Source organism: Bacillus sp. FSL R5-0443 (assembly GCF_038608285.1).
In the GTDB taxonomy this organism is placed as follows: Bacteria; Bacillota; Bacilli; order Bacillales; family Bacillaceae; genus Bacillus; species Bacillus velezensis.
Map to the genome: position 1 here is coordinate 2680365 of NZ_CP152013.1, position 24942 is coordinate 2705306.

At 45.4% G+C, this 24942-nt stretch carries 26 protein-coding genes; 7 read left to right on the forward strand and 19 right to left on the reverse strand.

The features are described from left to right. From pstA to NYE28_RS13320, 7 genes are all read right to left on the reverse strand, one after another. Positions 1 to 885 (reverse strand): phosphate ABC transporter permease PstA, encoded by an 885-nt coding sequence (pstA, locus tag NYE28_RS13290; protein WP_032870589.1) that lies wholly within the window; start codon positions 883 to 885, stop codon positions 1 to 3. Beyond that, the gene (gene pstC, locus NYE28_RS13295) at positions 885 to 1814 is read right to left on the reverse strand and encodes a phosphate ABC transporter permease subunit PstC (protein WP_012117997.1); all 930 of its coding nucleotides are present in this window, start codon (positions 1812 to 1814) and stop codon (positions 885 to 887) included. The genes pstA and pstC overlap by 1 nt, the downstream gene beginning before the upstream one ends. A gap of 48 nt (positions 1815 to 1862) precedes the next feature. Then, complete coding sequence (locus tag NYE28_RS13300) at positions 1863 to 2765, reverse strand: phosphate ABC transporter substrate-binding protein (protein WP_007408304.1); 903 nt, start codon at positions 2763 to 2765, stop codon at positions 1863 to 1865. A 155-nt stretch (positions 2766 to 2920) separates the two neighbouring features. Further along, positions 2921 to 5068, reverse strand: a complete 2148-nt coding sequence (pbpA, locus tag NYE28_RS13305) for a penicillin-binding protein 2A (RefSeq protein WP_099320057.1) — start codon at positions 5066 to 5068, stop codon at positions 2921 to 2923. A gap of 101 nt (positions 5069 to 5169) precedes the next feature. After that, positions 5170 to 6459 (reverse strand): MFS transporter, encoded by a 1290-nt coding sequence (locus NYE28_RS13310; RefSeq protein ID WP_012118002.1) that lies wholly within the window; start codon positions 6457 to 6459, stop codon positions 5170 to 5172. A gap of 119 nt (positions 6460 to 6578) precedes the next feature. Further along, positions 6579 to 7184, reverse strand: a complete 606-nt coding sequence (gene sodA / locus NYE28_RS13315; RefSeq protein WP_003153025.1) for a superoxide dismutase SodA — start codon at positions 7182 to 7184, stop codon at positions 6579 to 6581. 165 nt (positions 7185 to 7349) lie between these two features. After that, positions 7350 to 7832, reverse strand: a complete 483-nt coding sequence (locus NYE28_RS13320) for a DUF456 domain-containing protein (protein ID WP_007408301.1) — start codon at positions 7830 to 7832, stop codon at positions 7350 to 7352. A gap of 161 nt (positions 7833 to 7993) precedes the next feature. Between NYE28_RS13320 and NYE28_RS13325 the strand changes: the two genes are divergently transcribed. From NYE28_RS13325 to ispG, 3 genes are all read left to right on the forward strand, one after another. Then, entirely contained in the window at positions 7994 to 8755 is a 762-nt protein-coding gene (locus tag NYE28_RS13325; protein ID WP_012118003.1) for a DUF1189 domain-containing protein, read from the forward strand. A gap of 91 nt (positions 8756 to 8846) precedes the next feature. Beyond that, on the forward strand, positions 8847 to 9149 hold the full coding sequence (locus NYE28_RS13330; protein WP_007408299.1) for a LysM domain-containing protein: 303 nt from the start codon (positions 8847 to 8849) through the stop codon (positions 9147 to 9149). Between the two features lie 132 nt (positions 9150 to 9281). Continuing rightward, positions 9282 to 10400: a flavodoxin-dependent (E)-4-hydroxy-3-methylbut-2-enyl-diphosphate synthase gene (gene ispG / locus NYE28_RS13335; protein WP_169510269.1), complete on the forward strand. Its 1119-nt coding sequence runs from the start codon at positions 9282 to 9284 to the stop codon at positions 10398 to 10400. Between the two features lie 33 nt (positions 10401 to 10433). On the opposite strand, the gene NYE28_RS13340 is transcribed toward ispG, so the two are convergent. After that, positions 10434 to 10811: a DUF308 domain-containing protein gene (locus NYE28_RS13340; protein WP_087920773.1), complete on the reverse strand. Its 378-nt coding sequence runs from the start codon at positions 10809 to 10811 to the stop codon at positions 10434 to 10436. Between the two features lie 133 nt (positions 10812 to 10944). On the opposite strand from NYE28_RS13340, the gene NYE28_RS13345 reads away from it, so the two are divergent. Continuing rightward, a complete protein-coding gene (locus tag NYE28_RS13345) occupies positions 10945 to 11526 on the forward strand; it encodes a nucleotidase (RefSeq protein WP_007408297.1) in 582 nt (193 codons plus the stop codon). Positions 11527 to 11556: 30 nt separating this feature from the next. On the opposite strand, the gene NYE28_RS13350 is transcribed toward NYE28_RS13345, so the two are convergent. Both NYE28_RS13350 and NYE28_RS13355 read right to left on the reverse strand, forming a co-directional pair. After that, positions 11557 to 11967, reverse strand: coding sequence for a Fur family transcriptional regulator (locus tag NYE28_RS13350; RefSeq protein ID WP_003153018.1), 411 nt, complete (start codon positions 11965 to 11967; stop codon positions 11557 to 11559). A gap of 123 nt (positions 11968 to 12090) precedes the next feature. Then, positions 12091 to 12972 (reverse strand): YitT family protein, encoded by an 882-nt coding sequence (locus NYE28_RS13355; protein WP_007408296.1) that lies wholly within the window; start codon positions 12970 to 12972, stop codon positions 12091 to 12093. A 118-nt stretch (positions 12973 to 13090) separates the two neighbouring features. On the opposite strand from NYE28_RS13355, the gene NYE28_RS13360 reads away from it, so the two are divergent. Continuing rightward, on the forward strand, positions 13091 to 13345 hold the full coding sequence (locus NYE28_RS13360) for a DUF2624 domain-containing protein (RefSeq protein WP_003153013.1): 255 nt from the start codon (positions 13091 to 13093) through the stop codon (positions 13343 to 13345). 32 nt (positions 13346 to 13377) lie between these two features. Here the strand turns inward: NYE28_RS13360 and NYE28_RS13365 are convergent, their stop codons facing one another. Further along, on the reverse strand, positions 13378 to 14271 hold the full coding sequence (locus NYE28_RS13365; RefSeq protein WP_012118004.1) for a deoxyribonuclease IV: 894 nt from the start codon (positions 14269 to 14271) through the stop codon (positions 13378 to 13380). 10 nt (positions 14272 to 14281) lie between these two features. Beyond that, positions 14282 to 15598 (reverse strand): DEAD/DEAH box helicase, encoded by a 1317-nt coding sequence (locus NYE28_RS13370; RefSeq protein ID WP_160223185.1) that lies wholly within the window; start codon positions 15596 to 15598, stop codon positions 14282 to 14284. Between the two features lie 165 nt (positions 15599 to 15763). Here NYE28_RS13370 and vrrA point away from each other — a divergent pair, with 165 nt between their 5' ends. Further along, on the forward strand, positions 15764 to 16459 hold the full coding sequence (vrrA, locus tag NYE28_RS13375) for a VrrA/YqfQ family protein (RefSeq protein WP_163113655.1): 696 nt from the start codon (positions 15764 to 15766) through the stop codon (positions 16457 to 16459). Positions 16460 to 16581: 122 nt separating this feature from the next. Then, positions 16582 to 17526, forward strand: coding sequence for a 4-hydroxy-3-methylbut-2-enyl diphosphate reductase (locus NYE28_RS13380; RefSeq protein ID WP_012118007.1), 945 nt, complete (start codon positions 16582 to 16584; stop codon positions 17524 to 17526). Between the two features lie 20 nt (positions 17527 to 17546). On the opposite strand, the gene NYE28_RS13385 is transcribed toward NYE28_RS13380, so the two are convergent. From NYE28_RS13385 to NYE28_RS13415, 7 genes are all read right to left on the reverse strand, one after another. Then, positions 17547 to 18668: a Nif3-like dinuclear metal center hexameric protein gene (locus NYE28_RS13385; protein WP_015240228.1), complete on the reverse strand. Its 1122-nt coding sequence runs from the start codon at positions 18666 to 18668 to the stop codon at positions 17547 to 17549. Continuing rightward, a complete protein-coding gene (locus NYE28_RS13390) occupies positions 18661 to 19365 on the reverse strand; it encodes a tRNA (adenine(22)-N(1))-methyltransferase TrmK (protein WP_012118009.1) in 705 nt (234 codons plus the stop codon). The genes NYE28_RS13385 and NYE28_RS13390 overlap by 8 nt, the downstream gene beginning before the upstream one ends. Positions 19366 to 19490: 125 nt before the next feature. Then, on the reverse strand, positions 19491 to 19853 hold the full coding sequence (cccA, locus tag NYE28_RS13395) for a cytochrome c550 (protein ID WP_003152999.1): 363 nt from the start codon (positions 19851 to 19853) through the stop codon (positions 19491 to 19493). A 350-nt stretch (positions 19854 to 20203) separates the two neighbouring features. Beyond that, complete coding sequence (gene rpoD, locus NYE28_RS13400) at positions 20204 to 21325, reverse strand: RNA polymerase sigma factor RpoD (RefSeq protein WP_003152998.1); 1122 nt, start codon at positions 21323 to 21325, stop codon at positions 20204 to 20206. Between the two features lie 192 nt (positions 21326 to 21517). Beyond that, a complete protein-coding gene (gene dnaG / locus NYE28_RS13405) occupies positions 21518 to 23329 on the reverse strand; it encodes a DNA primase (RefSeq protein WP_007408290.1) in 1812 nt (603 codons plus the stop codon). Positions 23330 to 23350: 21 nt separating this feature from the next. Next, positions 23351 to 23857 (reverse strand): YaiI/YqxD family protein, encoded by a 507-nt coding sequence (locus tag NYE28_RS13410; RefSeq protein ID WP_012118011.1) that lies wholly within the window; start codon positions 23855 to 23857, stop codon positions 23351 to 23353. Positions 23858 to 24112: 255 nt separating this feature from the next. After that, positions 24113 to 24925: a pyruvate, water dikinase regulatory protein gene (locus tag NYE28_RS13415; protein ID WP_003152991.1), complete on the reverse strand. Its 813-nt coding sequence runs from the start codon at positions 24923 to 24925 to the stop codon at positions 24113 to 24115. Positions 24926 to 24942 lie beyond the last annotated feature (17 nt).

The following is a 24942-nucleotide window of genomic DNA, read 5'->3' on the forward strand; positions in this document are numbered from 1 at the left end:
TTAATTTGCCGTAAGCTTTTTATAAATGACAGATCCGAGCCATCTTGCACAAAGGTTAAACAAGAGCACCGAAATCACCAGCACCGCGGAGCCGCCGTTTGCAATCGCTTCGGCGTCAGGGATGATTCCCTGCGTATTGACACTCCATATATGAACCGCCAGCGTCTCAGCCGGCCTGAAAATGTTGAAAGGAGATGATTCAGAAAACGGGTTCAAATCCGTAAAGTTCAGCCGCGGCGTTGTCAGTCCCGCTGTAAATAACAATGCGGCCGCTTCTCCAAATACTCTTCCGGATGCGAGAATGGCTCCGGTTAAAATCGAAGGAACCGCACTCGGAACCAGCACCGTTTTGACGGTATGCCATCTCGATACGCCTAAAGCGAGAGAAGCTTCTTTCAGCTCCTTAGGAACTGCAGTGAGCGCGCCTTCCGTCACCCGGACCATAACGGGAAGGTTAAAGACCGTTAATGCGAGCGCGCCCCCGATAATCGTGTAACCCCATCCGGTCAGGTTTACAAACATCAGCATGCCGAACATCCCGATGACAATGGACGGAAGCGAAGACAGCACCTCAATACACGTTCTGATAAAATTAGTGATTTTATTTTGGGGCGCATATTCAGCCATGAAGACGCCGCCCCCCACTCCAAGCGGTATCGTGATCAGCATGGTGATAAACAGAATGTAAAAGGAGTTAAAAAGCTGATCCCGTATTCCGCCGCCTGACGCAATGGCGCTCGATTTTGACGTAAGAAAATGCAAGGAGATTTCAGAGACGCCGTGAATAAGAATGTACAAAAACAATCCTGCCAAAATCGCCGCGATTACAGCGGCGCATAACCCGAATACACCGGTGGCCAATTTATCCGTTATTTTCCGGTTCATTACACTTTCCTCCTAGATGACAAGTAGCGTATGAGCAATATAAACAGAAACGACATGATAAGAAGAACAAGCCCCATAGACCATAACGTATTATTTTCAATACTGCCGTATGTGGTATGGCCCATGTTTAACGTAATAATCGTCGTTAATGTTCCCGCCGTATCAAGCAGGCTTTCCGGCAGAAGCTTTGTATTTCCGATAACCATCTGTACGGCGAGTGCTTCTCCGAACGCTCTTGCCATCCCGAGCACGACGGCGGTCAGCAATGTCGGAAACGCCGCCGGGATAAGCACCTTTCTGATTGTCTGCCACCTCGTCGCACCAAGCGCGTATGAACCGTCGCGAAGATGTTTCGGAAGTGACGCAAGCGCATCAGCGGAAATCGATGTAACAGTCGGCAGAATCATTACCGAGAGTACGATCGTCCCCGCCAGAAGGCTGTGACCCGTTCCGCTTGATTTAAATGAGCCGATAAACGGAACCAATACTGTAAGACCTATGAATCCATAAACGACGGACGGAATGCCGACAAGCAGCTCAATTACCGGCTGCAGCACCTTTTTTCCCCAAGTCGGCGCAATTTCCGTCATAAACACGGCACCCGCAATTCCGAGGGGCGCTGCGATCAGAGCGGACAGAACCGTGACCGCAAATGATCCGAAAATAAAAGGCAGCGCGCCGAACTCAGGTTTTGCCTGGGTTGGATTCCAATTCAGACTTGTTAAGAACTCAATCGGGCTTACACCATTTACAAAAAAAGATTGCAGCCCCTTTATGCCGAGAAAAATTGTGATCGCCGCTGATGCCGCAATGATAATCGCGGCACACACAGACACAATCACCCTTCCGCGGACTTCATCCATTTGCCTGTTTTGTTTTGAGCTTATTAAGCGTTCGCTTACAGACTCTTTTTCTCTGTGATTTATCATTTGTTTACACTCCTATAAGGAAGAAGAGGCGGGGAGCCCGCCCTCCCCTCAGCTTTGCTTGCCGTTTGCGTCACGTGTGACTTTCATATCAGAGATCGGAATGTAGCCTTGATCTTTTACGATACTTTTCTGTACTTCATCGCTGTTCATATAGTCAAGAAACGTTTTTGTAAGGCCTGACGCTTCACCTTTCGTATAAGAGTGCTCGTAAGCCCAAATCGGATACTCGCCTGTGACGACGTTTTTCTCTTCCGGTTTGATGCCTCCGATCGATAAAGGCGTTACTTTGTCATCGTTTATATAAGAGAATGCCAGATAACCGATTGCTCCCGGCGTTTCCGCAATGATTTTTTTGACTGTATTGGAGGAATCCTCTGTGATGCCCTCTGCAGGATCTGCTCCGTCAAGCGCATATTTGACGAACGTAGCGCGCGTTCCTGATGAATCAGGACGGTTCACAAGTGTAATTTTTTGATCTTTACCGCCAAGCTCTTTCCAGTTTTTAATTTTGCCTGTAAAGACGTCTGTCAGCTGTTTTTTGGTTATATCCTTTACGCCCGCACCGGGGTTGACCGCAGCCGCCATCGCCACTACCGCGACTCGGTGGTCTTTTAGGGCTTTTGCATCAATGCCTTCTTTTTCTTCAGCAAAGACATCTGAGTTGCCGATTTGCACTGCCCCTTCAGACACTTGCGAAAGACCTGTTCCTGAACCTCCCGCTTGCACCTGCACATCAGCATCCGGATGTTTTTCCATAAACTTTTCCGCCGCTGCCAGTACTAACGGCTGCATGGCTGATGAACCAGAAATAGTTAAAGAACCTGATGCTTTTTTATCCTCACTTGCAGATTGACTGTCTGTCTTGCCGCTTTCCTTTGCATTTCCGCATGCTGCAGCAACAATCATAACAGCAGCCATCAGAAGCATAAGCATCCATTTGTTTTTTTTCATTTCCTGAATTCCCCCTGCATTTAATGTGTAATTTGTCCTACAGGTCTAGAGTAAAGGGTTCTTGTAAAATGCGTATAAATCAAGTGTTAAGGTTTTGTAAATCCGGATGTTTTTTTGTATAAAAAAAACGCTCACAAGTTGTGAGCGTTTTTCTGTTAGTGATTTGTATTGCCGTTTTCAGCGTCTTCCTGAATTTTATCTTCGTTTTTCTGCTTCGTATTATTATCTTCTTGTTTCTTTTTCAGCTCAAAGTATTTGTCCAGAGCTGCTCTTCCTATATCATTCGTAATCGAATATCGATCGCTGTAATCAATATAGGCCCAAGGAACGACTACAGAAATAGCCACTTCCGGATTATCCGCAGGTGCATAAGCGACAAGAGTCGTATTATACGTTCCTTCACCCGTCTCTGATTTGTCCGGACCGTCATAGAAAGATTGCGCCGTACCCGTTTTACCGGCAGGACTGTATGTCGCCGTCGCAAAATCAGTTGCGGCTGTCCCTTTTGTCATGACACGTCTGAAACCTGCCTGCACTTCTTTAATGTCTGCATTATTCATATCAATCTTGTTCAGTACTTGGGGCTGAACAGACTCTACAACGGCTCCGATTCCTTTTTTCGAATCAGGCTGCCTGACCTCTTTTACAAGCTGAGGCTTCAAACGATAGCCTCCATTGGCAATTGTAGATACATACTGCGCCATTTGCAGCGGTGTAAACGTATCATACTGTCCGATGGCAAAGTCTAACAGAAGACCGGAAATTCGCTGTGACCCTTGGTACCCGGTCGCTTCATTCGGAAGATCAATCCCCGTCTTAACTCCGAGTCCGAACTGATTGAAGTAGTATCTGAAAGTATCGAATGCCTTCATATCAAGCGGCAGGGACTGGCCTTTTTTGTATTCCCCTTTACCGACGGCAATCGCCGTTTTGAACATGAACACGTTTGACGATTCCTGAAGCGCTTTTTGGATATCTACGGGACCTAAATTCGTCCATGATTTTTTCGGGTTTTTGCTTCCCTTGAAATACATAGGTTCATCCTGGAAAACGGTGTTCAAATTAATCGCGCCCGTCTGCAGTCCGGTCAACACCGTCGCTCCTTTGACCGCCGATCCCATTGCGTAGGAGGAAGTCATTGCGCCGAGGGCATAATCATTAATTTTGTACTTTCCATGGTCATTCGTAATCTGTTTGCCGGCCATCGTCAGCACTTCTCCGTTTTTCGGGTTCATCATGACGACGAAGGCCCGATCAAGAAGCTTCGTGCTCGGTCTCGCTTTTGCCGATCTTAAATTTTTCTCAATGATTTTTTCAACGGATTTCTGCAGGTCCATATCAATGGATAAAACAAGGTCTTTGCCGGCCTGTCCTTTTGAAATCACTTTGCTGCCCGTGACATTTCCGGATGAGTCGGTTAAGTTCTGCACTTTCTCTTTTTGACCCTGCAGCAGGCTTTCATATTGATATTCTAAATAGCTTTTTCCGACCCTGTCATTCCGGCTGTAGCCGAGTGACAGATAGTGATCCAGCAGGTTGGACGGAAGACCTTCGTTCGAACTGGATACACTGCCGAGCAATGTCCGGATCAGGCTTTTATAAGGATAAGACCGTTCCCAGTCAGACGTCACGTCAACTCCCGGCAGTTCATCTAAATGTTCGCTGACGACGGCCATTTCTTTTGCCGACACCCCTTCATTTTTGATGTATTGAGGCGTCAGGGAGTAGCCTGAATCCATCTGCCTTTTGATCGCAAGGATCTGCATGTCTTTTGAAGTGAGCTCATTCAGCTGTTTGTCTGTGATGCGTTTCAGCTGAAGCTGATATAAATCATCGTCAGACAGTTTTTTGTCTTCAGCTTTTTGCTTTTCTTCGGCCGTAATCAGTTTTTTCGCTTCACCAGGCCTCGTTAACATCCAATAGTCTTTTTTATCCCGCTCAGTCACCTTTTTGGTGCTTACCTTAATCATACCCGACAGTTTTTTTGCGATTTTCAAACGCTGCGCCTGGGTGGTTGAGGCTGAACGTGTATATGTAATCGCATTTAATGCTTTATTCGTTACGATGGGATTTAGGTTCCGGTCGTAAATTTTCCCTCTCGGAACCGCCGTGCTGACATCAGACTCCTCCTGCTTATTAGCGGCGTTTTTATAATCATCACCCTGAACTATCTGCTTGATGCCAAGCTCGACGATAATCCAAGTGAAAATAAGAAACGCGGCCAAAAACAAAAAATTAAGCCGGATCGGCAGTGATTTTTTCTTTTCTTTGTTTACAGCTATTTTCTTTTTATTTCTCCTCATGACATCACCTTTTCTTATTTACAGAAAGAAATGACACCTTCTGTTCAGGTGCCATTTTTCATTCTAAAGGTTTTTTCGATATTTTTCTACAGATAACCCTTTTATCTTTCTCCTTTTATAAAATTCGGTTCCGCCGCCTGTTTTTGTCGGTCTTCTTCTACTGTTTCATCCGAAGTTTCCGTATCCAGTTTGATGTCTTTTATAAAGTAATAAATCAGCGGATGCCCGGCTCCGAGCAGCACGAGCGCCGCCGGTATTCCCACTTTTTCCTTGAACAATGTAACGATGACAAGGAAACAAAGGATGGAAACGATCCGGCCCGCATTTAAAAATAACTCCCTGAGCACAATGTATTCAATTCTGGCTTTTCTGGCAAGCCGCGCCCGGCCTATCACATCATATGTAAGCGAGACATACGGCACGAGCAGAACTGGATAGCCGATCGCAATAAACACTCCGTACAAAAGGAGCGTCGTGAAGCTCATTTTAAAAATTATGAGAAACAGGGCGCCGTACAAGATCAATCCGCCGATAAGAATCGCCTTTTTCCGCGCTCTTTTTTTGATGAGCCTTGATGCAAAATAATAGGCAAAAAAAGAAACCGCGGAATTGACGAGACCGAATGTTCCGAGCGCCAGCTCACTGTTTGTCGCAATGAATACAAATACGCTGATTAAAAAAACAAAAATCCCTTCTCTCAAGCCTTGAAAAAAGTGCGCGTTGGTAATCCGGCGCCAATTCAGATTCGTGTGGCGCTCATCAAAAACTTTTTTCAGCATAAACCGGCCTTTCGACTCCCTCCGCTTCAGGAAAAAGCTCATGACCACGGCAAGGGCAAATAAGCCGAGCGACAGGCTGAAAATGATTGTATAACCCGTATTGTTTTCAAGTCTTGAAATGACATATCCGGCCACAATCGGACCGATCATACCCGCCGATGAAGACAAAATGCCTAAAAACCCGTTAAAAAAATCTCTCGTTTCCGGTTCCGTGATTTCGAAAGTCAGCACATTAAAAGCCAGCCAGTAAAAGCCGTATCCAACTCCGAGCACGGCCCCTATCAAAACGAGACGGGAAGCCGCAGTTTCTCCGGCAAGCAGCACACTTAAATAAAAAGCGGCCAAAAAGATAACGCCGAACCTTAGAATAAACACCCTGTCAATTTTTTTAGCCAGCCGGCCAGCCAGCAGAAAGGTAACCGGCTGCATCGTCACGACCGACAAATTGTATATGGCCAAATCAATAAATTTTCCCGACTGCTTCCACAAATACACGTTGACAAATGTATTTGACAGCGCGATGCCCAATGAGTAAAGGCCGCCAATCGTCAATAACAGCAGCAGCCCTTTATTTATTTCGATGTCGCCGATAATTTTTTTTATTTTGCTCATCATTGACTCCCCTTTACTACACATTAGTTTGTCTCACTCAAACTGAGATATGTAAAAGGAATCAAAGTCAATAAAAAAACAAGGCCTCCCGCGGGAGACCTTGTGATCATTCAACTCAATTATTTTGCTTCGCTGTAAAGACGGGCAACTTCATCCCAGTTCACAACATTCCAGAAAGCTGAAATGTAATCAGGACGGCGGTTTTGGTAGTTCAGGTAGTACGCGTGCTCCCAAACATCAAGGCCGAGAACAGGTGTTTTACCTTCTGAAAGCGGTGAATCTTGGTTTGGCGTGCTTGTAATTTCAAGTTTGCCGTTGTTTACAACGAGCCAAGCCCAGCCTGAACCGAAACGGCCTGCAGCTGCTGCCGCGAATTTTTCTTTAAATTGATCGAAGCTTCCGAACGTGCTTTTGATCTCTTCAGCAAGCTCACCAGTCGGTTCGCCTCCGCCGTTCGGAGATAAAAGAGTCCAGAATAAAGAGTGGTTTGCATGTCCGCCGCCATTGTTGCGGACTGCCGTGCGGATGTCCTCCGGCACTGCGTTCAAATCAGCAACAAGCTCATCTACAGATTTCTCTGCAAGCGCTGATCCTTCGATCGCTTTGTTGAGGTTTGTCACGTATGTGTTATGGTGCTTCGTATGGTGAATCGTCATCGTTTCCTTATCGATATGAGGTTCTAAAGCATCATAAGCGTAAGGCAATTCTGGAAGTTTGTAAGCCATAATTTTTTCCTCCTTTAAATATATGTACTGAAATGCCGCTTAACGCGAACTTTTCTAATCTCAATGTAACAAAAGAAAGCGTGGTAATCAATGAAAAAGCTCACAATCCGGCGATTCCAGCAGACATATTACACTTTATCCGTTCACGGCCGAAATTAAACCTTTCTAAAGCACCGTCCATAAGAAATACCCGATCATAAAGAGCTGAATGACGCCTTTTGCCGCCACGCTTGTTAAAAAGCCGATTAACGAGCCGAGCCCCACTTTTGCCGCAGACTTGATATCCTTTTGATGAACAAACACCTCAGCGCAGAGAGCACCGATAAACGGGCCTAATATAATGCCCGCCACGGGAATAACGAAGGGCCCGATCAATAATCCGATCGTGCTTCCCCAGATTGCCGCCCTGCTTCCTCCGTACCTTTTAACGCCAAGTAAATTTGACACATAGTCAGCTGCGAATAAAACGGCGGCAAATACCGCCTCAATGAGCCAAAACAGGTAAGAATAAGGACTGAAGGAAAACAAAAATCCGTAGAGAAGAAAACCGGCCACAATAAAAATAACGCTTGGAATCACCGGATATACAAGCCCGATAAAAGCAATGACGAAGACCGCAATGATCATCAGCCAATACAAAACACTCATAACAAAAACACCCTCCTTTGTTTTGCGGGCGATCACCGCTTCCCGCTTTATCTTATTATGTATGATTCCTTATCACCGCTTTAAATACTCTCACTTGTGTTCATCCCCTGTGAACGATACAATAAGCAACATATACCAGTTTAGGCTAGGAAGTGAAGATGTTGAACATATTTACGGCTTTATTGAAAAGTACATACTCTCCGGCAGATATTGCAAAAACACGGTTTCAGGGGATAGGAAAAGCGATCCTTTATGTATTTTTGCTGTCTGTCCTTTTTACGCTGCCAAGCGCTTATTACCTTTGCTCCGGCACCGTAAACTCAATGAACGGTTTCAAAACCGTGTTAAAGAAAGATTTCCCTGATTTCAGCATTTCAAACGGAGAATTGCAGACGAAAGCGTCCGCCTCTAAGGAAACGGAAGCGAACGGGTTCGTCATCGTGTTTGATCCGACAGATGCTTACGGCGCGAAACAAATAGCGGCCAAACAAAATGCGATCGGCATTTTGAAAAATAAAATGGTGCTTGCTGTAGACGGACAGGCGACAGAAATGAATTATTCGCTGATGCCTGCTGATATCACAAAAAAAGAAATCATATCAGCATTAAACCAAAATAAAACAATGATCGTCACCGTCCTGTCCGTTCTGCTGTTCATCATGACAGCGGCCGGAAAATTCATTGAAGTATCATTTCTCGCCGTCATCGGACTGATATTGAAAAATGCGCAAAGAAAGACATTGAATTACCAGCAGCTCTGGAAGCTTTCGGCTTATTCCATTACACTTTCGACCATATTCTTTACGATCATGCGCGCGCTTGTTATTACAGTGCCGAGTGAATTTTTAGTGAATTGGTTTGTAAACTTTATCATCCTTTTCCTCGTCTTAAAAGAGATACCGCCAAGAAAAACAGCTGTGTAACAAAGACTGCCCCCGGCGGTCTTCTTTTTTGTCATGAACAAAATGGGACAAGCATACAATGAAGTAAAAATGTATGCGGGAGGCGGTTGGAATGAAGCGGCTTACTTTTGTATTCGGCAGTTTATTTGTGATATTCATTATCTTTTACGATCTTAAAATCGGCACGATCCCTTCTCAAGACCTTCCAGCATACGCAGCGGCGGCACAGCCAGCCCGACAGGAATCTTCATACAGAACGGTTACGGTCAAAAAAGGCGATACGGTGATGTCGATAGTCGGCGCACATAAAGCGCCAGATGATATTGCGCAAGATTTTGAAGCGCTGAATCCGAATGTAAAAGCAAACGCAATTCAGGCAGGCACCGCTTATAAATTCCCCGTCTACCGCAATTAAACGTTAATTTCTTGTCAGTTCGGCAAATACACTGTTACAATATAACATGTAAATAGAAGTTGCCTGACATGTAAAAGGCTCAGCCTGCAAAAGCGGTAACTACAATTAAGGAGCGATTGACAAGTGAGTGAAATCACACATCGTACAAAAACGCGTCCCGTCAAAGTGGGACCTTTAACAATAGGCGGAAATAACGAAGTCGTCATTCAGAGTATGACGACGACCAAAACACACGACGTAGAAGCAACAGTTGCGGAAATCAACCGTTTAGCCGAAGCCGGCTGCCAAATTGTCCGGGTGGCATGTCCGGACGAACGCGCCGCTAACGCGATTGCCGACATCAAAAAACAAATTTCCATCCCTCTCGTTGTCGATATTCATTTTGACTACAAGCTTGCATTAAAAGCAATTGAGGGCGGGGCCGACAAAATCAGAATCAACCCGGGAAACATCGGCCGCCGCGAAAAAGTGGAAGCCGTCGTAAAAGCAGCGAAGGAAAAAGGAATTCCGATCCGGATCGGCGTAAACGCGGGTTCTTTGGAAAAACGCATTTTAGAAAAATACGGCTATCCGACTGCTGACGGGATGGTTGAGAGTGCGCTTCATCATATCAAAATCCTGGAAGACCTTGACTTTCACGACATCATCGTCAGCATGAAAGCGTCTGACGTCAATCTAGCCATAGAAGCATACGAAAAAGCATCAAAAGCATTTGATTATCCGCTCCACCTCGGAATTACAGAATCGGGCACGCTGTTTGCCGGAACGGTAAAAAGCGCGGCCGGACTCGGAGCGATTTTAAGCAAAGGAATCGGAAACACGCTCCGGATCTCTCTGAGCGCCGACCCGGTTGAAGAAGTAAAAGTAGCCAGAGAACTGCTGAAATCATTCGGTCTTGCTTCAAACGCGGCTACGCTTATTTCATGCCCGACATGCGGACGGATCGAAATTGATCTCATCAGCATCGCAAATGAAGTGGAAGAATACATTTCTAAAGTCAAAGCGCCGATTAAAGTAGCCGTTCTCGGATGTGCCGTTAACGGACCGGGCGAAGCAAGAGAAGCTGATATCGGGATTGCCGGCGCGCGCGGCGAAGGACTTCTTTTCCGCAAAGGCCAAATCGTCCGCAAAGTCCCTGAAGAAACCATGGTCGAAGAGCTGAAAAAAGAAATCGACAAGCTGGCAGAAGAACACTACGCAAAGCTTGAAGCGGAAAAAGCAAAAGCAGAACAAGAAACACAAAAAGCTTGACGGATATTCCGCCAAGCTTTTTTTTGCGTTGTGTTAAAAAAACGGTGTAATGAAGATGCCGAGGACAAGGGAAACAATACCGATTCCCATCGCCCATCCGCCTAAAGCGCCTGCTCCTCTTCTTCTGGCGATATAGCCGACGATAATGCCGCATGCCCCTAATAAAACAGGGAGCACAAACAGGGAAATGATAGAAATAGCCAATGCTGCATACCCTATCCCCCGGCCTTCACTTACTCCGTCCCGGTTATCATCACGGTCTGCTGCCCGGTCAGAAGCACGATATGGCTCTGAAATTTCGGCCGCTGTTTCTTCTGAATAAACATCACGCGTGATATCGGTTCCTTCCGATCCATGATCCACATAGTAGTCGTTGCCTTTTCGATTTTCGTAATCGTATGCCACCTTCAATTCCCCCTTTTTCTTTTATGAAAGGAGCTTTTTTAGTTTCCGCGTTTTTTACGGATTCATGTTTGCTAAACTTTTCTGGTATTGTTAATTGTTTATGTTACACTTGAAGGGATGAATTTATAGGAGTGTGGACATGTTACGGTTAGGTATAGATATTGACGGCACAGTTACGGCACAGGATACATTTGTCCCTTATTTAAACCGCTCATTTCATCTTTCCATTACCTTGGATGATATGACTGATTATGATCTGACGAAGCTTTTGAACATTACAGACGAGGAATTTTGGGAATGGATGAACGTTCATGAAGCAGCCATATATAAAGAAGCGAAGCTCGCGGAATTTGCCAAGCAGGCACTGGACGGACTGAAAGAAGAGCACCGTCTGATCTACATTACGGCAAGACGCGGCCACTTAGAAGATGTTACGCTGGACTGGTTTGCAAACCGGGACATTCATTACGATCACATTGAGCTTGTCGGAGGCCATCACAAAGTGGAAGCCGTCAAAAAACACGGCATTGATTTATTTTTCGAAGATCACCACGGCAATGCGACAATGATCGCAAAAGAAGCAGGCATTCCGGTTATCCTTTTTAACTCCCCATATAATCAGCTCCCCATCGATTCCAATATTATCAGGGTGCAGAATTGGCTTGAAGCCGTCGCCTGGATTAATAAAAACAAACATAGCTTTCAGCATGTCAAAAGCTGAAAAAAACCTCCTGTATAAGCAGGAGGTTTTTTATCGGCACGCCGGACAGGTGCCGTAAATTTCAAACTTATGGCCGCTGATTTCATACCCTTCCAAATCATCGTGCAGCTTATCCATCGGACAGGACTCAATTTCCTTCGTTTTCCCGCAGGTTAAACAGATAAAATGGTGATGATGATGGGTATAAGAGCATGTAAAACGGAACAGTTTTTCTCCGGAAAGCTCCGTCGTTTCCAAAATGCCGAGTTCTTCATATAACGAAAGATTTCTGTATATGGTATCAAAGCTCAGACCCGGATAGTCGTCATTTAATGCGGCAAGCACGTTTTTGGCGGTCAGATATTTATCAGAATCAGCAAAAAGCTGCAGCATGTCTTCTCGCTTACTCGTATATTTATACCCTTTTTCTTTCAGCAGGTTCAACGCTTCTTGTACGTTCATGAGGACCTCCCCTTTACAACACGGTATCGCTCCAAAAAGAAAATGGCAGCTGTCTGAACAGCAGGCCATTTTCTTATGATGTATCAAATTATACCTATAAAATGATGAAAAGTAAATGAAAGCCTAGTGAATCGCGGTTTTGAACTTACCGCCCCTCGTTTCATGGGTATTCATGATCGTAATAAAGGCGTTTTTATCAATTTCAAACACAATGGATTTCAATTTAGTCACTTCAAGCCTTGTCACGACCGCGTAAATGACTTCTTTGGTTTCATCCGTATATCCGCCTTTACCCTGAAGTTTGGTGGTTCCCCGCCCAAGCCGGTGCAATATAGCATCTGAGATCTCAGCATATTGCTCTGCAACAATAATGACCGCTTTTGTTTCATCAAGCCCCTGGATGACCGCGTCAATCGTTTTCATGGCAATATAATAAGTCATGAAAGAATACATTGCCTGCTCCGGACCGAACACAAAACCGGCCCAAATGAAAATAAACACATTGATGAGCATAACGAATTCCCCGACTGAAAAGGGCAGCTTTTTCGTGAGAAGGATACCGAGGATTTCAGTACCGTCCATCGAGCCTCCGTTTCGGATGACAAGGCCTACCCCGAAACCGAGCAAAAGCCCCCCGAATACCGTCGCCAAAATAGGCTGGGTCGTAATGGCCTCCACATGGTGCAATGAGGATTCAATCAGCGCTAAACCGACGATTCCGATAACAGTAGAGATGAGAAATGTTTTTCCGATATATTTATATCCGAAAATCATAAATGGAATGTTGAGTAACACAACGAATAAGGCAAAATTGAGGAGGGGATTGGACATAAAGAGGTGGTCTAAAATTAATGAAACACCGATAATGCCTCCGTCGATAAAATTATTAGGGACCAGAAACAATTCAATACTTACGGCGGCTGAACCCGCCCCGATCAGAATCATAATGACCCTGAAGATAAAGTGTAAAAATGATTCTCTTTTATGCTGTTTATTTGGGGTCATAAAATCTCCTTTCCTATAATAACTATTTTAAACAGTAAGCAACTTCATTTTACCATTAAAAGCTGTAACAGTTTAATGATCTGCTCAATACATTATGTCTAAAGAGGTGAAAGTATCGATGATTTTAATACAAAGAATTATTTTGCAGCGGCTCAATCAAGTCACTGCGGACGATCTGCTGAAATATTCCAAGCAATACGGGATCAGCATTACAAGAAGTCAAGCGGCTGAGGTAGCGGCTCTGATGCACGGAAAAAACATCAATATTTTTGATGAACAGGAGCGGCTGCGCCTGCTGAAAAAAGTGGAAACGATAACTTCAAAAGAAACGGCGCGGAAAGTTGACGAACTTTTCAATCAATTCTCAGGGTAAAAAAGGAGGGACACCCGCCCCTCCTTTCTTTCTTATTGAGCTGATATTTTTTCAAGAAGCTCCTTATCAAACTGCTTTTCTTTCAGCATTTCGATTTCAAAACGGTACGGCGGCTTCTTATTTTTCTTGTCTTCACCTACATACGGTGTTTCGAGGATTTTCGGAATATCGGCAAGCTGCTCGTGATGAACGATGTACTGCAGAGCGTCAAAACCGATCTCTCCGAACCCGATATTTTCATGGCGGTCTTTCCGGGCGCCTTTAATATTTTTACTGTCGTTAACATGAAGGACTTTTATCCGATCGATGCCGACGATTTTATCAAACTCGTTAAGAACACCGTCAAAATCATTAGCGACATCATACCCGGCGTCATGGGTGTGGCAAGTGTCAAAGCAGACGGATAGATGTTCATTATGCGTGACTCCCGCAATGATCTCGGCCAGCTCTTCAAAGCTTCTCCCGCATTCTGATCCTTTGCCCGCCATTGTCTCCAGCGCAATCTGCACGTTTTGCCCGGGAACAATCACTTCGTTTAAACCTTCAATGATTTTTTTGATGCCTGTCTCAGCCCCGGCTCCGACATGCGCCCCTGGATGAAGCACGATCTGTCTCGCGCCGATCGCTGCCGTTCTTTCAATTTCAGAACGCAGAAAATCAACGCCCAGCTCAAATGTTGCCGGATTTGTCGTATTTCCAATGTTAATGATGTACGGCGCATGCACGACAATCTCATCGATGCCGTTTTCCTTCATATGGGCGCGGCCCGCTTCAATATTCAAGTCCTCAATTTTTTTGCGGCGCGTGTTTTGGGGAGCGCCCGTATAGATCATAAATGTGTTCGCCCCGTACGAAACAGCTTCCTTGCTTGCGGCAAGGAGCATATGTTTTCCGCTCATTGAGACGTGTGAACCTATTTTCAGCAACCCGATTCCCCTACTTTCCTCTGTTAGATTTGTTTCTTCTCTGCTTTCTTTTTATCTTTTCCATTTCGTAGCCCATTTTCTTTTTATAGCCCGGCTTCACTTTTTTCGGTTTTTTCACGAGGCGCTTCGCCATTTGGTCGGCCTCATTCTCCGATTTTTTGCGTTTTTTGCGGCGGTGGCGGTCATCGCCTTTCTTCCATTCCCCGTTTACAAGCTCCGCATAGTCAAACACAATGCCCATCTTTTCAAGTCTTGCGAGCGCATCTTCGTCAGAAAGCTCATAAATGGTCAGTGCTTGGCCTGATGAACCGGCGCGTGCAGTTCTTCCGACACGGTGAACATAAAAATCCAGATCATCCGGAAGCTCATAGTTGATGACGTGGCTTACGCCTTTAATGTCAATTCCTCTAGCCGCAAGGTCTGTCGCAATGACATAAGTGAACTCCAGATCATTAATCTGCTTCATTACCTTCTTACGCTCACGCGGCGTTAATCCCCCGTGCAGAAGACCGACCCTCATTCCTTTTTCAGTCAGGTATTTCGCAATATGGTCAGCCGTGTTTTTCGTATTTGCAAACACAATGCCCAGATAAGGATTCAGATGAGACATCATATCAAAAAGCAGTTTGTCTTTATCACGCTGTTTAGAAGGAACCAACACATGTTCAATCTTTTCGGCTGTGATTCTTTTCGGCTCAACATGCGCGTACTTCGGATTTTCCATATACTTTTTCAAAAACGGCTTCAGCTTTTCCGGAATCGTAGCTGAGAACACAAGCATCTGAAGTTCTTCCGGCATACGCGATCCGATATAATCAACGTCTTCTAAAAAGCCCATATCAAGCATCAGATCAGCTTCGTCAATGACGAGAGACTGCGCTTTATAGACGTTCAATGCCTGCGCCTTAATCAGATCCGCGATCCGGCCCGGCGTTCCGACGACCAGATGCGGCTGTGTTTTCAGCTTATCAATTGATTTTTGCTTGTCCGTCCCGCCGATGAAGCATTTTGTCCGGATCGGCTCGTCTTCCGCACCCTGTGTAATTTTGAGCGCTTCCTGATGAATCTGATTGGCAAGCTCTCTCGTCGGTGCCGTGATAACGGCCTGTACCGTATCAGAACCCGGATCAATCCGATTCAAAATTGGCAATAAATAGGCGTGGGTTTTCCCCGTCCCCGTCTGGGACTGCCCGATCACGCTTTCGTTTTTCAGTACGGCAGGTATCAGACGCTTTTGAATATCTGTCGGTTCATAAAAACCAAGGCGGTGAACTGCATCTATAATAAACGGTTTTAAGTTGTATCCATCAAATTTAGTTTCTTTCATTTTTCCCAGCTCCTTAAAGCGGCACATTCTGTGTCCATCATCACATTATAACCGATTTTACTTAAAAACACCATGTCTTGGGGGAATCCTGTTTTCGAGACAGAAAAGCAAATGCCCCCTCCGATGCATATTGTAATAGCAGAGAGACAGAAAGGAGGTACAAGTATGTTTCCACAGCAGCCGATGAGAAATATGGCGCAGCAGGGACGGCCGTTTATGAATCCGCGTATGATGATGGGAGGAAGACCGTCATTGCCGGGACGGCAGCTAATGCAGCAGGGACGGCAGCTTTTCCCTCAGCAGCAGATTGCCGGAGCGGGCCTGAGAAACGCAGGCACGGGCGGCGGAGGGGGCTTAAAAGGGATGCTTTCCCGTTTTTTACCCGGTTCAGGAGGAGGAAGCGCTGCCGCGTCGGCACCGGCGGCGGCCAGCGGAGGAGCAGGTGCAGGACTGCAGGGAATACAGAACCTGGCAAGTCCGGCATCCCTGTCGAGCATGCTCGGCAACGTTCAGAAGGTGCTCGGCGTGGCGCAGCAGGTTACGCCGATGATTCAGCAGTACGGTCCTTTAGTACGGAGTCTGCCCGCCATGATGAAGCTTTACAGCCAATTAAGCAGCAGTGATGACGAGAATGAATCTGACGAGACGAAAGAAACAGACGAACAGAACAAAAAGGATGAAGCTGAAAAAACAGATGAAACAGAAGATGAAAACAAATCAGACGCCTCATCCAAAACATCAAAGAAGACGTCTGAAAAAGCATCCGCTTCAAAAGAAAAAGACGCCGCACAGGCAGACTCAGCGGAACAGCCGCGTCCAAAAAGAACATCGGGCAGATCAAAGCCGAAATTATATATTTAACATTCTTTGATATCTCACGAAAGATTAGCTATAATGAGATCAGAAGAATGCAAGATTTGAGCCGTTTAACTACGGCTTTTTATATTGCCTCTACACTCACTTTTGATAGGAGGACATCTACATTGGACGTTATCAAAATATCGCCGCGCGGCTACTGTTACGGCGTTGTTGATGCCATGGTCATAGCCAAAAACGCGTCACTCGATAAAACACTGCCAAGACCTATATATATACTGGGAATGATTGTTCATAATAAGCATGTCACAGATGCGTTTGAGGAAGACGGCATTTACACGCTTGACGGCACAAACCGTCTGGAGATTTTAAAGCAGGTGGAAAAAGGAACCGTTATTTTCACGGCTCACGGGGTATCTCCGGAAGTAAGAAAAGCCGCTGAGGAAAAAGGGCTTGTTACGATTGACGCCACATGCCCGGACGTCACGAAAACACATGACTTAATCCGAAAAGTAAAAGCTGAAGGTTATCACGTCATATACATCGGTAAAAAAGGCCACCCCGAGCCTGAAGGAGCCGTCGGCGTCGCTCCTGAAATCGTTCATCTCGTTGAAACAGAGGAAGACGTGAGAAATCTCGATATTCAGGCTGAGAAATTAATCGTTACAAACCAAACGACAATGTCCCAGTGGGACGTCCACGATATTATGGAATCAGTCAAAGAAAAGTACCCGTACGTGGAATACCATCAGGAAATCTGCCTGGCCACACAGGTTCGTCAAGAAGCTGTATCAGAGCAGGCAAAAAAAGCGGACTTAACCATTGTTGTCGGTGATCCGAAAAGCAATAACTCCAACAGACTGGCTCAAGTGTCAGAAGAAATCGCCGGAACAAAAGCCTACCGAATCGGAGACATCAGTGAACTGAAGCTCGAATGGCTGAAAGACGTCAATACCGTCGCCGTTACCGCAGGCGCATCAACACCGACACCGATTACAAAGGAAGTCATCCGCTTTTTAGAGCAGTTTGACCACAACGATGAATCGACATGGCAGCTTGAACACAGTGTGCCGCTAAAAAAAATCCTTCCGAAAGTAAAAATAAAAAACTGAGGCCGGGGGCCTCAGTTTTTTTATAAGAAAGTAAATGGGTTTGTATCTGTTTCGGAAGCGAAAATGCGCACATCATAGTTTTTCTCCCCGGCCATTGCCGTAAGCTTCTCAGCCGTGCCTTTTCTCATGATTTTTTCAGCATAATGCCCCGGGTCCACGACGTTTAACCCCATCATCATCGCATCATGCGCTACATGGAAATAAAGATCGCCCGTCACGTAAACATCTGCACCCTTCCGCTTTGCCTGATAAATATATTTATTTCCGTCACCGCCAAGAACCGCGACTTTTTTCACCTTGCTGTTTCGCTCTCCGACCATCCGGACTCCGTTAACGTCAAACTTTTCTTTCACAAACAGAGCAAACTCTTCAAGCGTCATGTCTTGCTGAAGTTTTCCGATGCGGCCGAGCCCTTTTTCAAGCGGAGACTGCTCCACTGGATAAATATCATATGCCACCTCTTCATACGGATGGCTTTTTTTCAGCGCTTTTACGACGGTTTTCTCCATACTTGCCGGAAAAACGGTCTCAAGTCTCACTTCATGGACGAGCTCCAGTTCTCCCGTCTGTCCGATAAACGGTTCTGCCCCGTCCAGCGGCTTAAAGCTGCCGATTCCCTCAGAGGAGAACGCGCAATGGCTGTAATTGCCGATATGTCCCGCTCCGGCGTTGCCAAGTGCAGTTCTTACAGCTTCTTCATAGTCTTTCGGAACATATACGGCAAGCTTTTTCAGCGGATCCGAATATGTCGGGACGAGCACTTCTGTGTCTGTCAGGCCGAGAGCTTCGGCAAGCAGATCATTCACACCGCCGTCCGCTACATCAAGATTCGTATGAGCCGCATATACGGCAATATCATGCTTTATACATTTCTCAATCAGTCTTCCGCCAGGCTGATCAGTGGTGATCTGTTTAAGCGGCCGAAAAATCGGCGGATGGTGGGCGATAATTAAGTCAACTTTTTTCTCAATGGCTTCATCTACCGTTTGTTCCAGAACATCCAGTGTCACCATGACATTTTTCACCGGCTTATTCAATGTACCGATCTGCAGGCCGATTTTATCTCCTTCCACCGCAAAAGCCTTCGGTGAAAATTGTTCAAACAGCTGGATGATTTCCTGTCCGTTCACATGTTTAGGCATGTCCGATTACCTCCTTCAGCAGAGAGATCCGCTCTTTCAATTCAGCTAATTTTTCATGATTTTCATGCTTTGCGCTGCGGCTGATCTGTTCATAAATTTGTTCAGTATGCTTAAGTTCCTGGCTCCATTTCCGAAGAAACACTTCATTCCTCTCTTTTAATAAAAACGGACCCGCGAGCATTCCGGCAGCCATCGGCACGTCCCGATACGGCGCATCACGGTCGCCAGTTTCCGCAACGAGGATTTCATAACACTTTCCGTCTTCTTCGAGAATCACTTCATCAATCAGTTCATAGCCTTCCTGATACAGCCACTCTCTTATATGAACGGCATGAATATTCGGCTGCAGAATCAGCCGTTCACGCCCCGTCAATTTCGTTTTTCCGGACTCCAAAATATGAGCGATCAGCGCTCCGCCCATGCCAGCGATTGTAATGGCGCCGGCTTCTCCTTTTTCAAGGACGCTCAGCCCGTCACCTTTCCTTACGGAGATAAGAGTGCTTAAGTCCAGTTTTTCCACCTGCTGTTTGGCGGATAGAAACGGTCCGTCTGTAATTTCACCAGCGATTGCCCGGCTTGCCAAATGATTCAAAACGGCATAGCAAGGAAGATACGCGTGGTCCGACCCGATATCAGCAACCAGGGCACCCGGAGGGATATATTCCGCCACAGACTGCAATCTTTTAGATAACTTCATTTCATTCACAATATCACAACTTTTCTCAGGTTCTTTTTCCTTTACTATCATATAAAAAAACCGCCCGGAATCCAAGCGGCGGATAGAGTTTTTCATATGTCTTTTATATAGGGACCGGTAAAGCTTTATTTAATGTCAGAAACCCATTTTGCCATGTCATCCAGCTTTTCGGCCGGCACAAGGCCCGCGGGCATCCCGTTGCCGCCTTTTTCAATTTTTGTTTTAATCTCAGCGACATCTTTTCTTTTGCCGACGCCTTTTAAGTTCGGCCCTGACACACCTTCATAGTTTTCCCCGTGACAGGTGATGCAGTTCGCTTTATAAATCTCTTCAGGTGAAGCGTTTGCAGTTTCCTTCTCGGCATTTTTGCTTTCACCGCCGCTTGCGATCTGATGCGCATCTCCATTGCCTTTTACAGCTAAAAAGAAAGTCAGCCCTATTCCCAGCACTGCAATGAGCAAAAAAGGAATCAGCGGATTCCACTTCATATCTCCATCCCCCTTTTTCATTCTCCCCCTATGTAAACACTTCTAATTCTAACTTATTTTTACAAAAAGTAAATGGTCTTACTCAGCAATTTCATTGATTTCACAATTTATACAAAAAGCAAAAATAACTGTTTTGTTTATCACAAAATTATCTTTATTCTATTGTATAATGAATTGTATACGCTTACAATAAAGAATATAAATAAACTTATCTCATTTTCCCCCTTTCAGGACATGCCGCATTTTTTCCAAACTCATTTGCAAAACATATGCTTATCCAGTAAAATAAAGGTATATTATCCATATATCTTATACATAAAAAAGAACGGATCAAAAAGACCCGTTCCATTCTATTCGAGAAAATCCTTCAGACGTTTGCTTCTGCTCGGATGTCTCAATTTGCGAAGCGCTTTTGCTTCAATTTGGCGAATACGCTCTCTCGTTACTCCAAACACTTTGCCTACTTCTTCCAAAGTTCTTGTGCGTCCGTCATCCAGACCGAAACGGAGACGCAGCACGTTTTCTTCACGATCTGTCAACGTATCCAGCACATCTTCCAGCTGTTCTTTTAAAAGCTCATATGCCGCATGATCCGACGGAGATGTCGCTTCCTGATCTTCGATGAAGTCACCGAGATGTGAGTCGTCTTCTTCACCGATCGGCGTTTCTAAAGAAACAGGCTCTTGAGCAATTTTTAATATTTCACGGACTTTTTCAGGCGTAAGATCCATGTCTTCAGCAATCTCTTCCGGTGTCGGCTCTCTGCCAAGATCCTGAAGAAGCTGACGCTGCACCCGGATTAATTTGTTGATGGTTTCCACCATGTGAACCGGGATACGGATTGTTCTCGCCTGGTCAGCGATGGCGCGTGTAATCGCCTGTCTGATCCACCAAGTCGCATACGTACTGAATTTATATCCTTTACGGTAGTCAAACTTCTCGACGGCTTTCATGAGACCCATGTTTCCTTCTTGGATCAAGTCTAAGAAAAGCATGCCGCGGCCGACATACCGTTTAGCAATGCTGACAACTAAACGAAGGTTTGCTTCAGCCAGTCTGCGTTTAGATTCCTCGTCACCCTCTTCAATTTTTTGAGCGTAGGTGATTTCTTCTTTAGCAGAAAGAAGATTTACCCGTCCGATTTCCTTAAGGTACATGCGGACTGGATCATTGATCTTTACGCCAGGCGGTACGCTGAGGTCATTAAGGTCAAATTCTTCTTCGGCTTTGGCAAGCTGTTGAATATTAGGATCTTCCGTTTCTTCATTTTCACTAATTAATTCAACACCTTGTTCTCCTAAAAATTCATAATACTCATCCATTTGGTCTGATTCAATTTCAAAGCTGGACATGCGTTCAGCAATTTCTTCATATGTTAAAACGCCACGTTTTTTTCCAGTTTCAGTAAGCTGCTCTTTTACCTGGTCTAATGTAAGTTCTGTTTCTGTTTCGTGGGTTTGTTTATCAGCCATTATGGATCCCTCCTTCCAAAGCTTGCAACGAATTCTAAAAGCGGTATGTTTCTTATCCGACCCGGAAGCCTTCTCTCTTTTTCAGCATGCAGGGCTGCGGATAATAAATGACAATTCATGATGAGGTTAAGCGATCTATTTGCTCCTCCGCAAGGAATCATTGCCAATCAGAACGCAAGCCTCTTTTTGGTGTTACTTTAATGATCGGTTCAATGCAACAATTTCTTGAGCCAGAGACGCAGCTTTCACGAAGTCTTTCTGCCTCTCCGCATCCGCTCTTTCTGCTTCTTTTTCCTTTATCATTGACCATTTTCGGTGATCCAACACTTTTTTTACGTAATCGGATAACTCGGCCTCTGAGAGCTCCTCGTTTACTTGGAGCATCCCTATATCTGAAAGCAGCTGGCTGATTTCCTCATCCTGCATTCTCGCCATAAGATGCTGCGGCGTCATGTCAGCACCCTCTTCATAAACAGCGTACAGGTATGCTGCCAGCGCACGATGTCCGTCAATGTTAAATTCAAAGCCGACACGCTCTATCACTTTCTTTATGACGTTTCGGTCTCTCAGCATATGAGCGAGCAGAAGTCTTTCCGCGTTCTCATAGGCGGGACGGAGACGGCGCCGTTTCGCTTTTGTCGTCACCCGGGCCCGTCTTGTCTGCGGTTCGGCGTTTTTGTCGCCGGGGGCGTTTTGTCTGGCGTAGATGGAAAGCTGTTCCGTCAAAGATTCTACCGAAAGAGAAAATTCTGAGGCGAGCTGCTTCACATACATTTCCTGCTCAAGCGACCCGGAAAGAGCGCTGATTTCTTTCAGCACTTCTTTCATGTAAGCGAGCCGGTCTCCTTCGTCAGATAAGTTTTTCCCTTTGCGGAAATACTGCATTTTAAAAGCCATGACCGTAACGCTTGCATCAATGATATCGGTCCGGAATTTTTCTCCGCCCCGGGTTCTGATATAATCATCAGGATCAAGCCCGTCAGGCAGCATGCTTACTCTTACCTTACAATCGGCTTTCTGGAGCAGGCCGGCCGCTTTCAGCGTAGCTTCGTACCCGGCTTTATCCGAATCGTAGCAGAGAATGACCTCCTGAACATTTCTCCTGAGGATTTTCACATGTTCTTCGGTGAGCGACGTCCCCATTGTGGCGATACTTTCTTTTACGCCTGAGCTGACGGCGGATATGACGTCAGCGAAGCCTTCAAACAGAACGGCTCTCTCCTCTTTCCTGATCGGCAGGCGCGCCTTATGAAAGTTATACAGCAGCTTAGATTTATGAAACAGCGGCGTTTCCGGGCTGTTCATATATTTCGGCTGCTGGCTTCCGAGCGCCCTTCCTGAAAAAGCCGCCACGGCTCCGTGGTGATCATGAATGGGAAACATAATTCTGTTTCTGAAACGGTCAAAATACCCGCTGCCGTCTTCCCTTCTGATCAGCAGACCCGCTTTTTCCATCAGTTCTTCCTCAAAACCGCGCTTTTTCAAGAATTTCGTCATGAAATCCCAGGAATCCAGCGCGTAGCCGATTTCAAACTCATCTATGAGCTCTTTCGTAAAACCCCTTGATAAAAGGTAATCTAACGCTTCCTGGCCTTCCTTTGTATTTATTAGCAAATGATGGTAAAATTTCTTCAGAAGCTCGTGGGCTTCCGCCATCTTCTGCTCTCCGGAAGATTCCGGCCTGGATGCAGAGTGAATCGTTATATCATCAGGGAAATCAATCTGATATTTATCCGCAAGGTGAGAAACAGCTTCCGTAAATGAATAACCTTCCATCTGCCGTAAGAAAGAGAAAACGTTCCCGCCCGCACCGCATCCGAAGCAATGAAAGATCTGCTTATCGCTGGAGACGGAAAACGAGGGCGTGTTTTCCCCGTGAAACGGACAGAGCCCAAAGTAGTTGCGGCCTTGCTTTTTCAATTGGACATAATCACCTATGACTTCAACAATGTCTGCTGACTGCTGCACCTGATTAACTACTTCATCTGGTATGCGGTTTCCCATCTTATAACACTCCGTCGTACATTATTCGATGTTTTGATTTGAAATCCCTTCATCATTCGACAGGATTTTTTTAAGCAGGGTAACAAATCGATTCCGATCTTCTTTATTTAATTTTTTAGGTCCTTTGGAATGAATGCCGCTTCTTCTCATTTTGCCTGACATATGACGGCTCATCAGAGCGAAGTCAATCGTGTCTTCAGTATAAGAACGGCCCCTTTCCGATAAGACGGCAATATTTCTGTTCAGCAAAAGAGAGGCTAAACCGATATCCTGCGTGACTACGACGTCTCCCGATCTCACATGGTTTGCGATATATAAGTCTGCCGCTTCTTTATGAGGATCAACGTATACCCAGTTCTCGTCTTTGCTTCTGGAAAGCTGGTAGTGTTCAAATGATGCGACGAAAATAACCCGAACGCTGACTTGCGATGCAATGAGCATTATTTCCTCTTTTACGGGGCATGCGTCTGCATCGACAAAAATCGTCTTTTCTTTTTCATTTAGAAGACTAATTCTCCATCCCTCCATCAATCTCCTGCATAAAAACAAGCGAAATCGCATATGCTCCATGACTGCGGATCTATTTTGAGCTTTGTCGAAAAATTTCCGGGAGTTATTCTTGACATCTTACCCATAATAGTTTATTCGTATCACACGAAGCTTAAACCTAAAAATAAACATTTTATCACAATTTTTTATTATAATACAAACTTCGCGAAGATGCCATCCTTTTTGTTTATTCCCTATTTGCATACCCAAAAACCCAGGATAAAGCGTCCTGAGTTATCGGCCCTTTGTTTTGAGGTGATGAATGATGTTCGCTGTTTCCTCGACCGCTTTATTCGAAACGTCAACGACTTGGCAGCCGATCCGGTCCACGATTTTCTCAAAATACTCCAGCTCTTCTTTAATTCTGTTGATATTGGCGTAAATGGCTTTGTCATTTAAGCCGAGAGATTTTAACCGTTCTTTTCGTATATGGTTCAGTTTATCAGGGCTGATTTTTAAGCCGATGCATTTTTTCGGATCAACGCTGAACAGTTCTTCCGGCGGATCGACCTCAGGAACGATCGGCACATTGGCCACTTTCAGACGCTTATGGGCAAGATATTGTGATAATGGGGTTTTAGACGTTCTGGATACTCCGAGCAGGATGATATCGGCTTTTAAAATGCCTCTTGGATCCCTGCCATCGTCATATTTGACGGCAAACTCGATCGCCTCGACCTTTTTGAAATAATCTTCATCAAGCTGGCGGACGCGGCCCGGTTCATATTTGGCGGTCAGACCGTAAGCCGATTCCATTTTATCGATGAGCGGACCGATAATATCGTAATACAGCACATTCGCTTTTTCCGCTTGTTCAACCAGGTATTTGCGCATTTCAGGAACAACGAGCGTAAAACAAATAATGCCGCCGTCCGCTTTGGCGAGAGACACGACTTCATTAATGGTGCCGATATCTTCCACATAAGGTATTCTTCTGATATGCGTATCATCGGCTGAGCCGTTAAACTGGCTGAGCGAGGCTTTTACAACGAGTTCGGCGGTTTCTCCGACTGAGTCTGATACTACATAAATGATGCGATTGTCCATGTTATCCCCCCGTTAGT

What these genes read in the sequence shown, in the direction of transcription:
- pstA (WP_032870589.1), bottom strand. Translation starts at nt 885, where the DNA reads ATGAACCGGAAAATAACGGATAAATTGGCCACCGGTGTATTCGGGTTA.
- pstC (WP_012117997.1), bottom strand. Translation starts at nt 1,814, where the DNA reads ATGATAAATCACAGAGAAAAAGAGTCTGTAAGCGAACGCTTAATAAGC.
- NYE28_RS13300 (WP_007408304.1), bottom strand. Translation starts at nt 2,765, where the DNA reads ATGAAAAAAAACAAATGGATGCTTATGCTTCTGATGGCTGCTGTTATG.
- pbpA (WP_099320057.1), bottom strand. Translation starts at nt 5,068, where the DNA reads ATGAGGAGAAATAAAAAGAAAATAGCTGTAAACAAAGAAAAGAAAAAA.
- NYE28_RS13310 (WP_012118002.1), bottom strand. Translation starts at nt 6,459, where the DNA reads ATGAGCAAAATAAAAAAAATTATCGGCGACATCGAAATAAATAAAGGG.
- sodA (WP_003153025.1), bottom strand. Translation starts at nt 7,184, where the DNA reads ATGGCTTACAAACTTCCAGAATTGCCTTACGCTTATGATGCTTTAGAA.
- NYE28_RS13320 (WP_007408301.1), bottom strand. Translation starts at nt 7,832, where the DNA reads ATGAGTGTTTTGTATTGGCTGATGATCATTGCGGTCTTCGTCATTGCT.
- NYE28_RS13330 (WP_007408299.1), top strand. Translation starts at nt 8,847, where the DNA reads ATGAAGCGGCTTACTTTTGTATTCGGCAGTTTATTTGTGATATTCATT.
- NYE28_RS13345 (WP_007408297.1), top strand. Translation starts at nt 10,945, where the DNA reads ATGTTACGGTTAGGTATAGATATTGACGGCACAGTTACGGCACAGGAT.
- NYE28_RS13350 (WP_003153018.1), bottom strand. Translation starts at nt 11,967, where the DNA reads ATGAACGTACAAGAAGCGTTGAACCTGCTGAAAGAAAAAGGGTATAAA.
- NYE28_RS13355 (WP_007408296.1), bottom strand. Translation starts at nt 12,972, where the DNA reads ATGACCCCAAATAAACAGCATAAAAGAGAATCATTTTTACACTTTATC.
- NYE28_RS13360 (WP_003153013.1), top strand. Translation starts at nt 13,091, where the DNA reads ATGATTTTAATACAAAGAATTATTTTGCAGCGGCTCAATCAAGTCACT.
- NYE28_RS13370 (WP_160223185.1), bottom strand. Translation starts at nt 15,598, where the DNA reads ATGAAAGAAACTAAATTTGATGGATACAACTTAAAACCGTTTATTATA.
- vrrA (WP_163113655.1), top strand. Translation starts at nt 15,764, where the DNA reads ATGTTTCCACAGCAGCCGATGAGAAATATGGCGCAGCAGGGACGGCCG.
- NYE28_RS13385 (WP_015240228.1), bottom strand. Translation starts at nt 18,668, where the DNA reads ATGCCTAAACATGTGAACGGACAGGAAATCATCCAGCTGTTTGAACAA.
- NYE28_RS13390 (WP_012118009.1), bottom strand. Translation starts at nt 19,365, where the DNA reads ATGAAGTTATCTAAAAGATTGCAGTCTGTGGCGGAATATATCCCTCCG.
- cccA (WP_003152999.1), bottom strand. Translation starts at nt 19,853, where the DNA reads ATGAAGTGGAATCCGCTGATTCCTTTTTTGCTCATTGCAGTGCTGGGA.
- rpoD (WP_003152998.1), bottom strand. Translation starts at nt 21,325, where the DNA reads ATGGCTGATAAACAAACCCACGAAACAGAAACAGAACTTACATTAGAC.
- dnaG (WP_007408290.1), bottom strand. Translation starts at nt 23,329, where the DNA reads ATGGGAAACCGCATACCAGATGAAGTAGTTAATCAGGTGCAGCAGTCA.
- NYE28_RS13410 (WP_012118011.1), bottom strand. Translation starts at nt 23,857, where the DNA reads ATGGAGGGATGGAGAATTAGTCTTCTAAATGAAAAAGAAAAGACGATT.
- NYE28_RS13415 (WP_003152991.1), bottom strand. Translation starts at nt 24,925, where the DNA reads ATGGACAATCGCATCATTTATGTAGTATCAGACTCAGTCGGAGAAACC.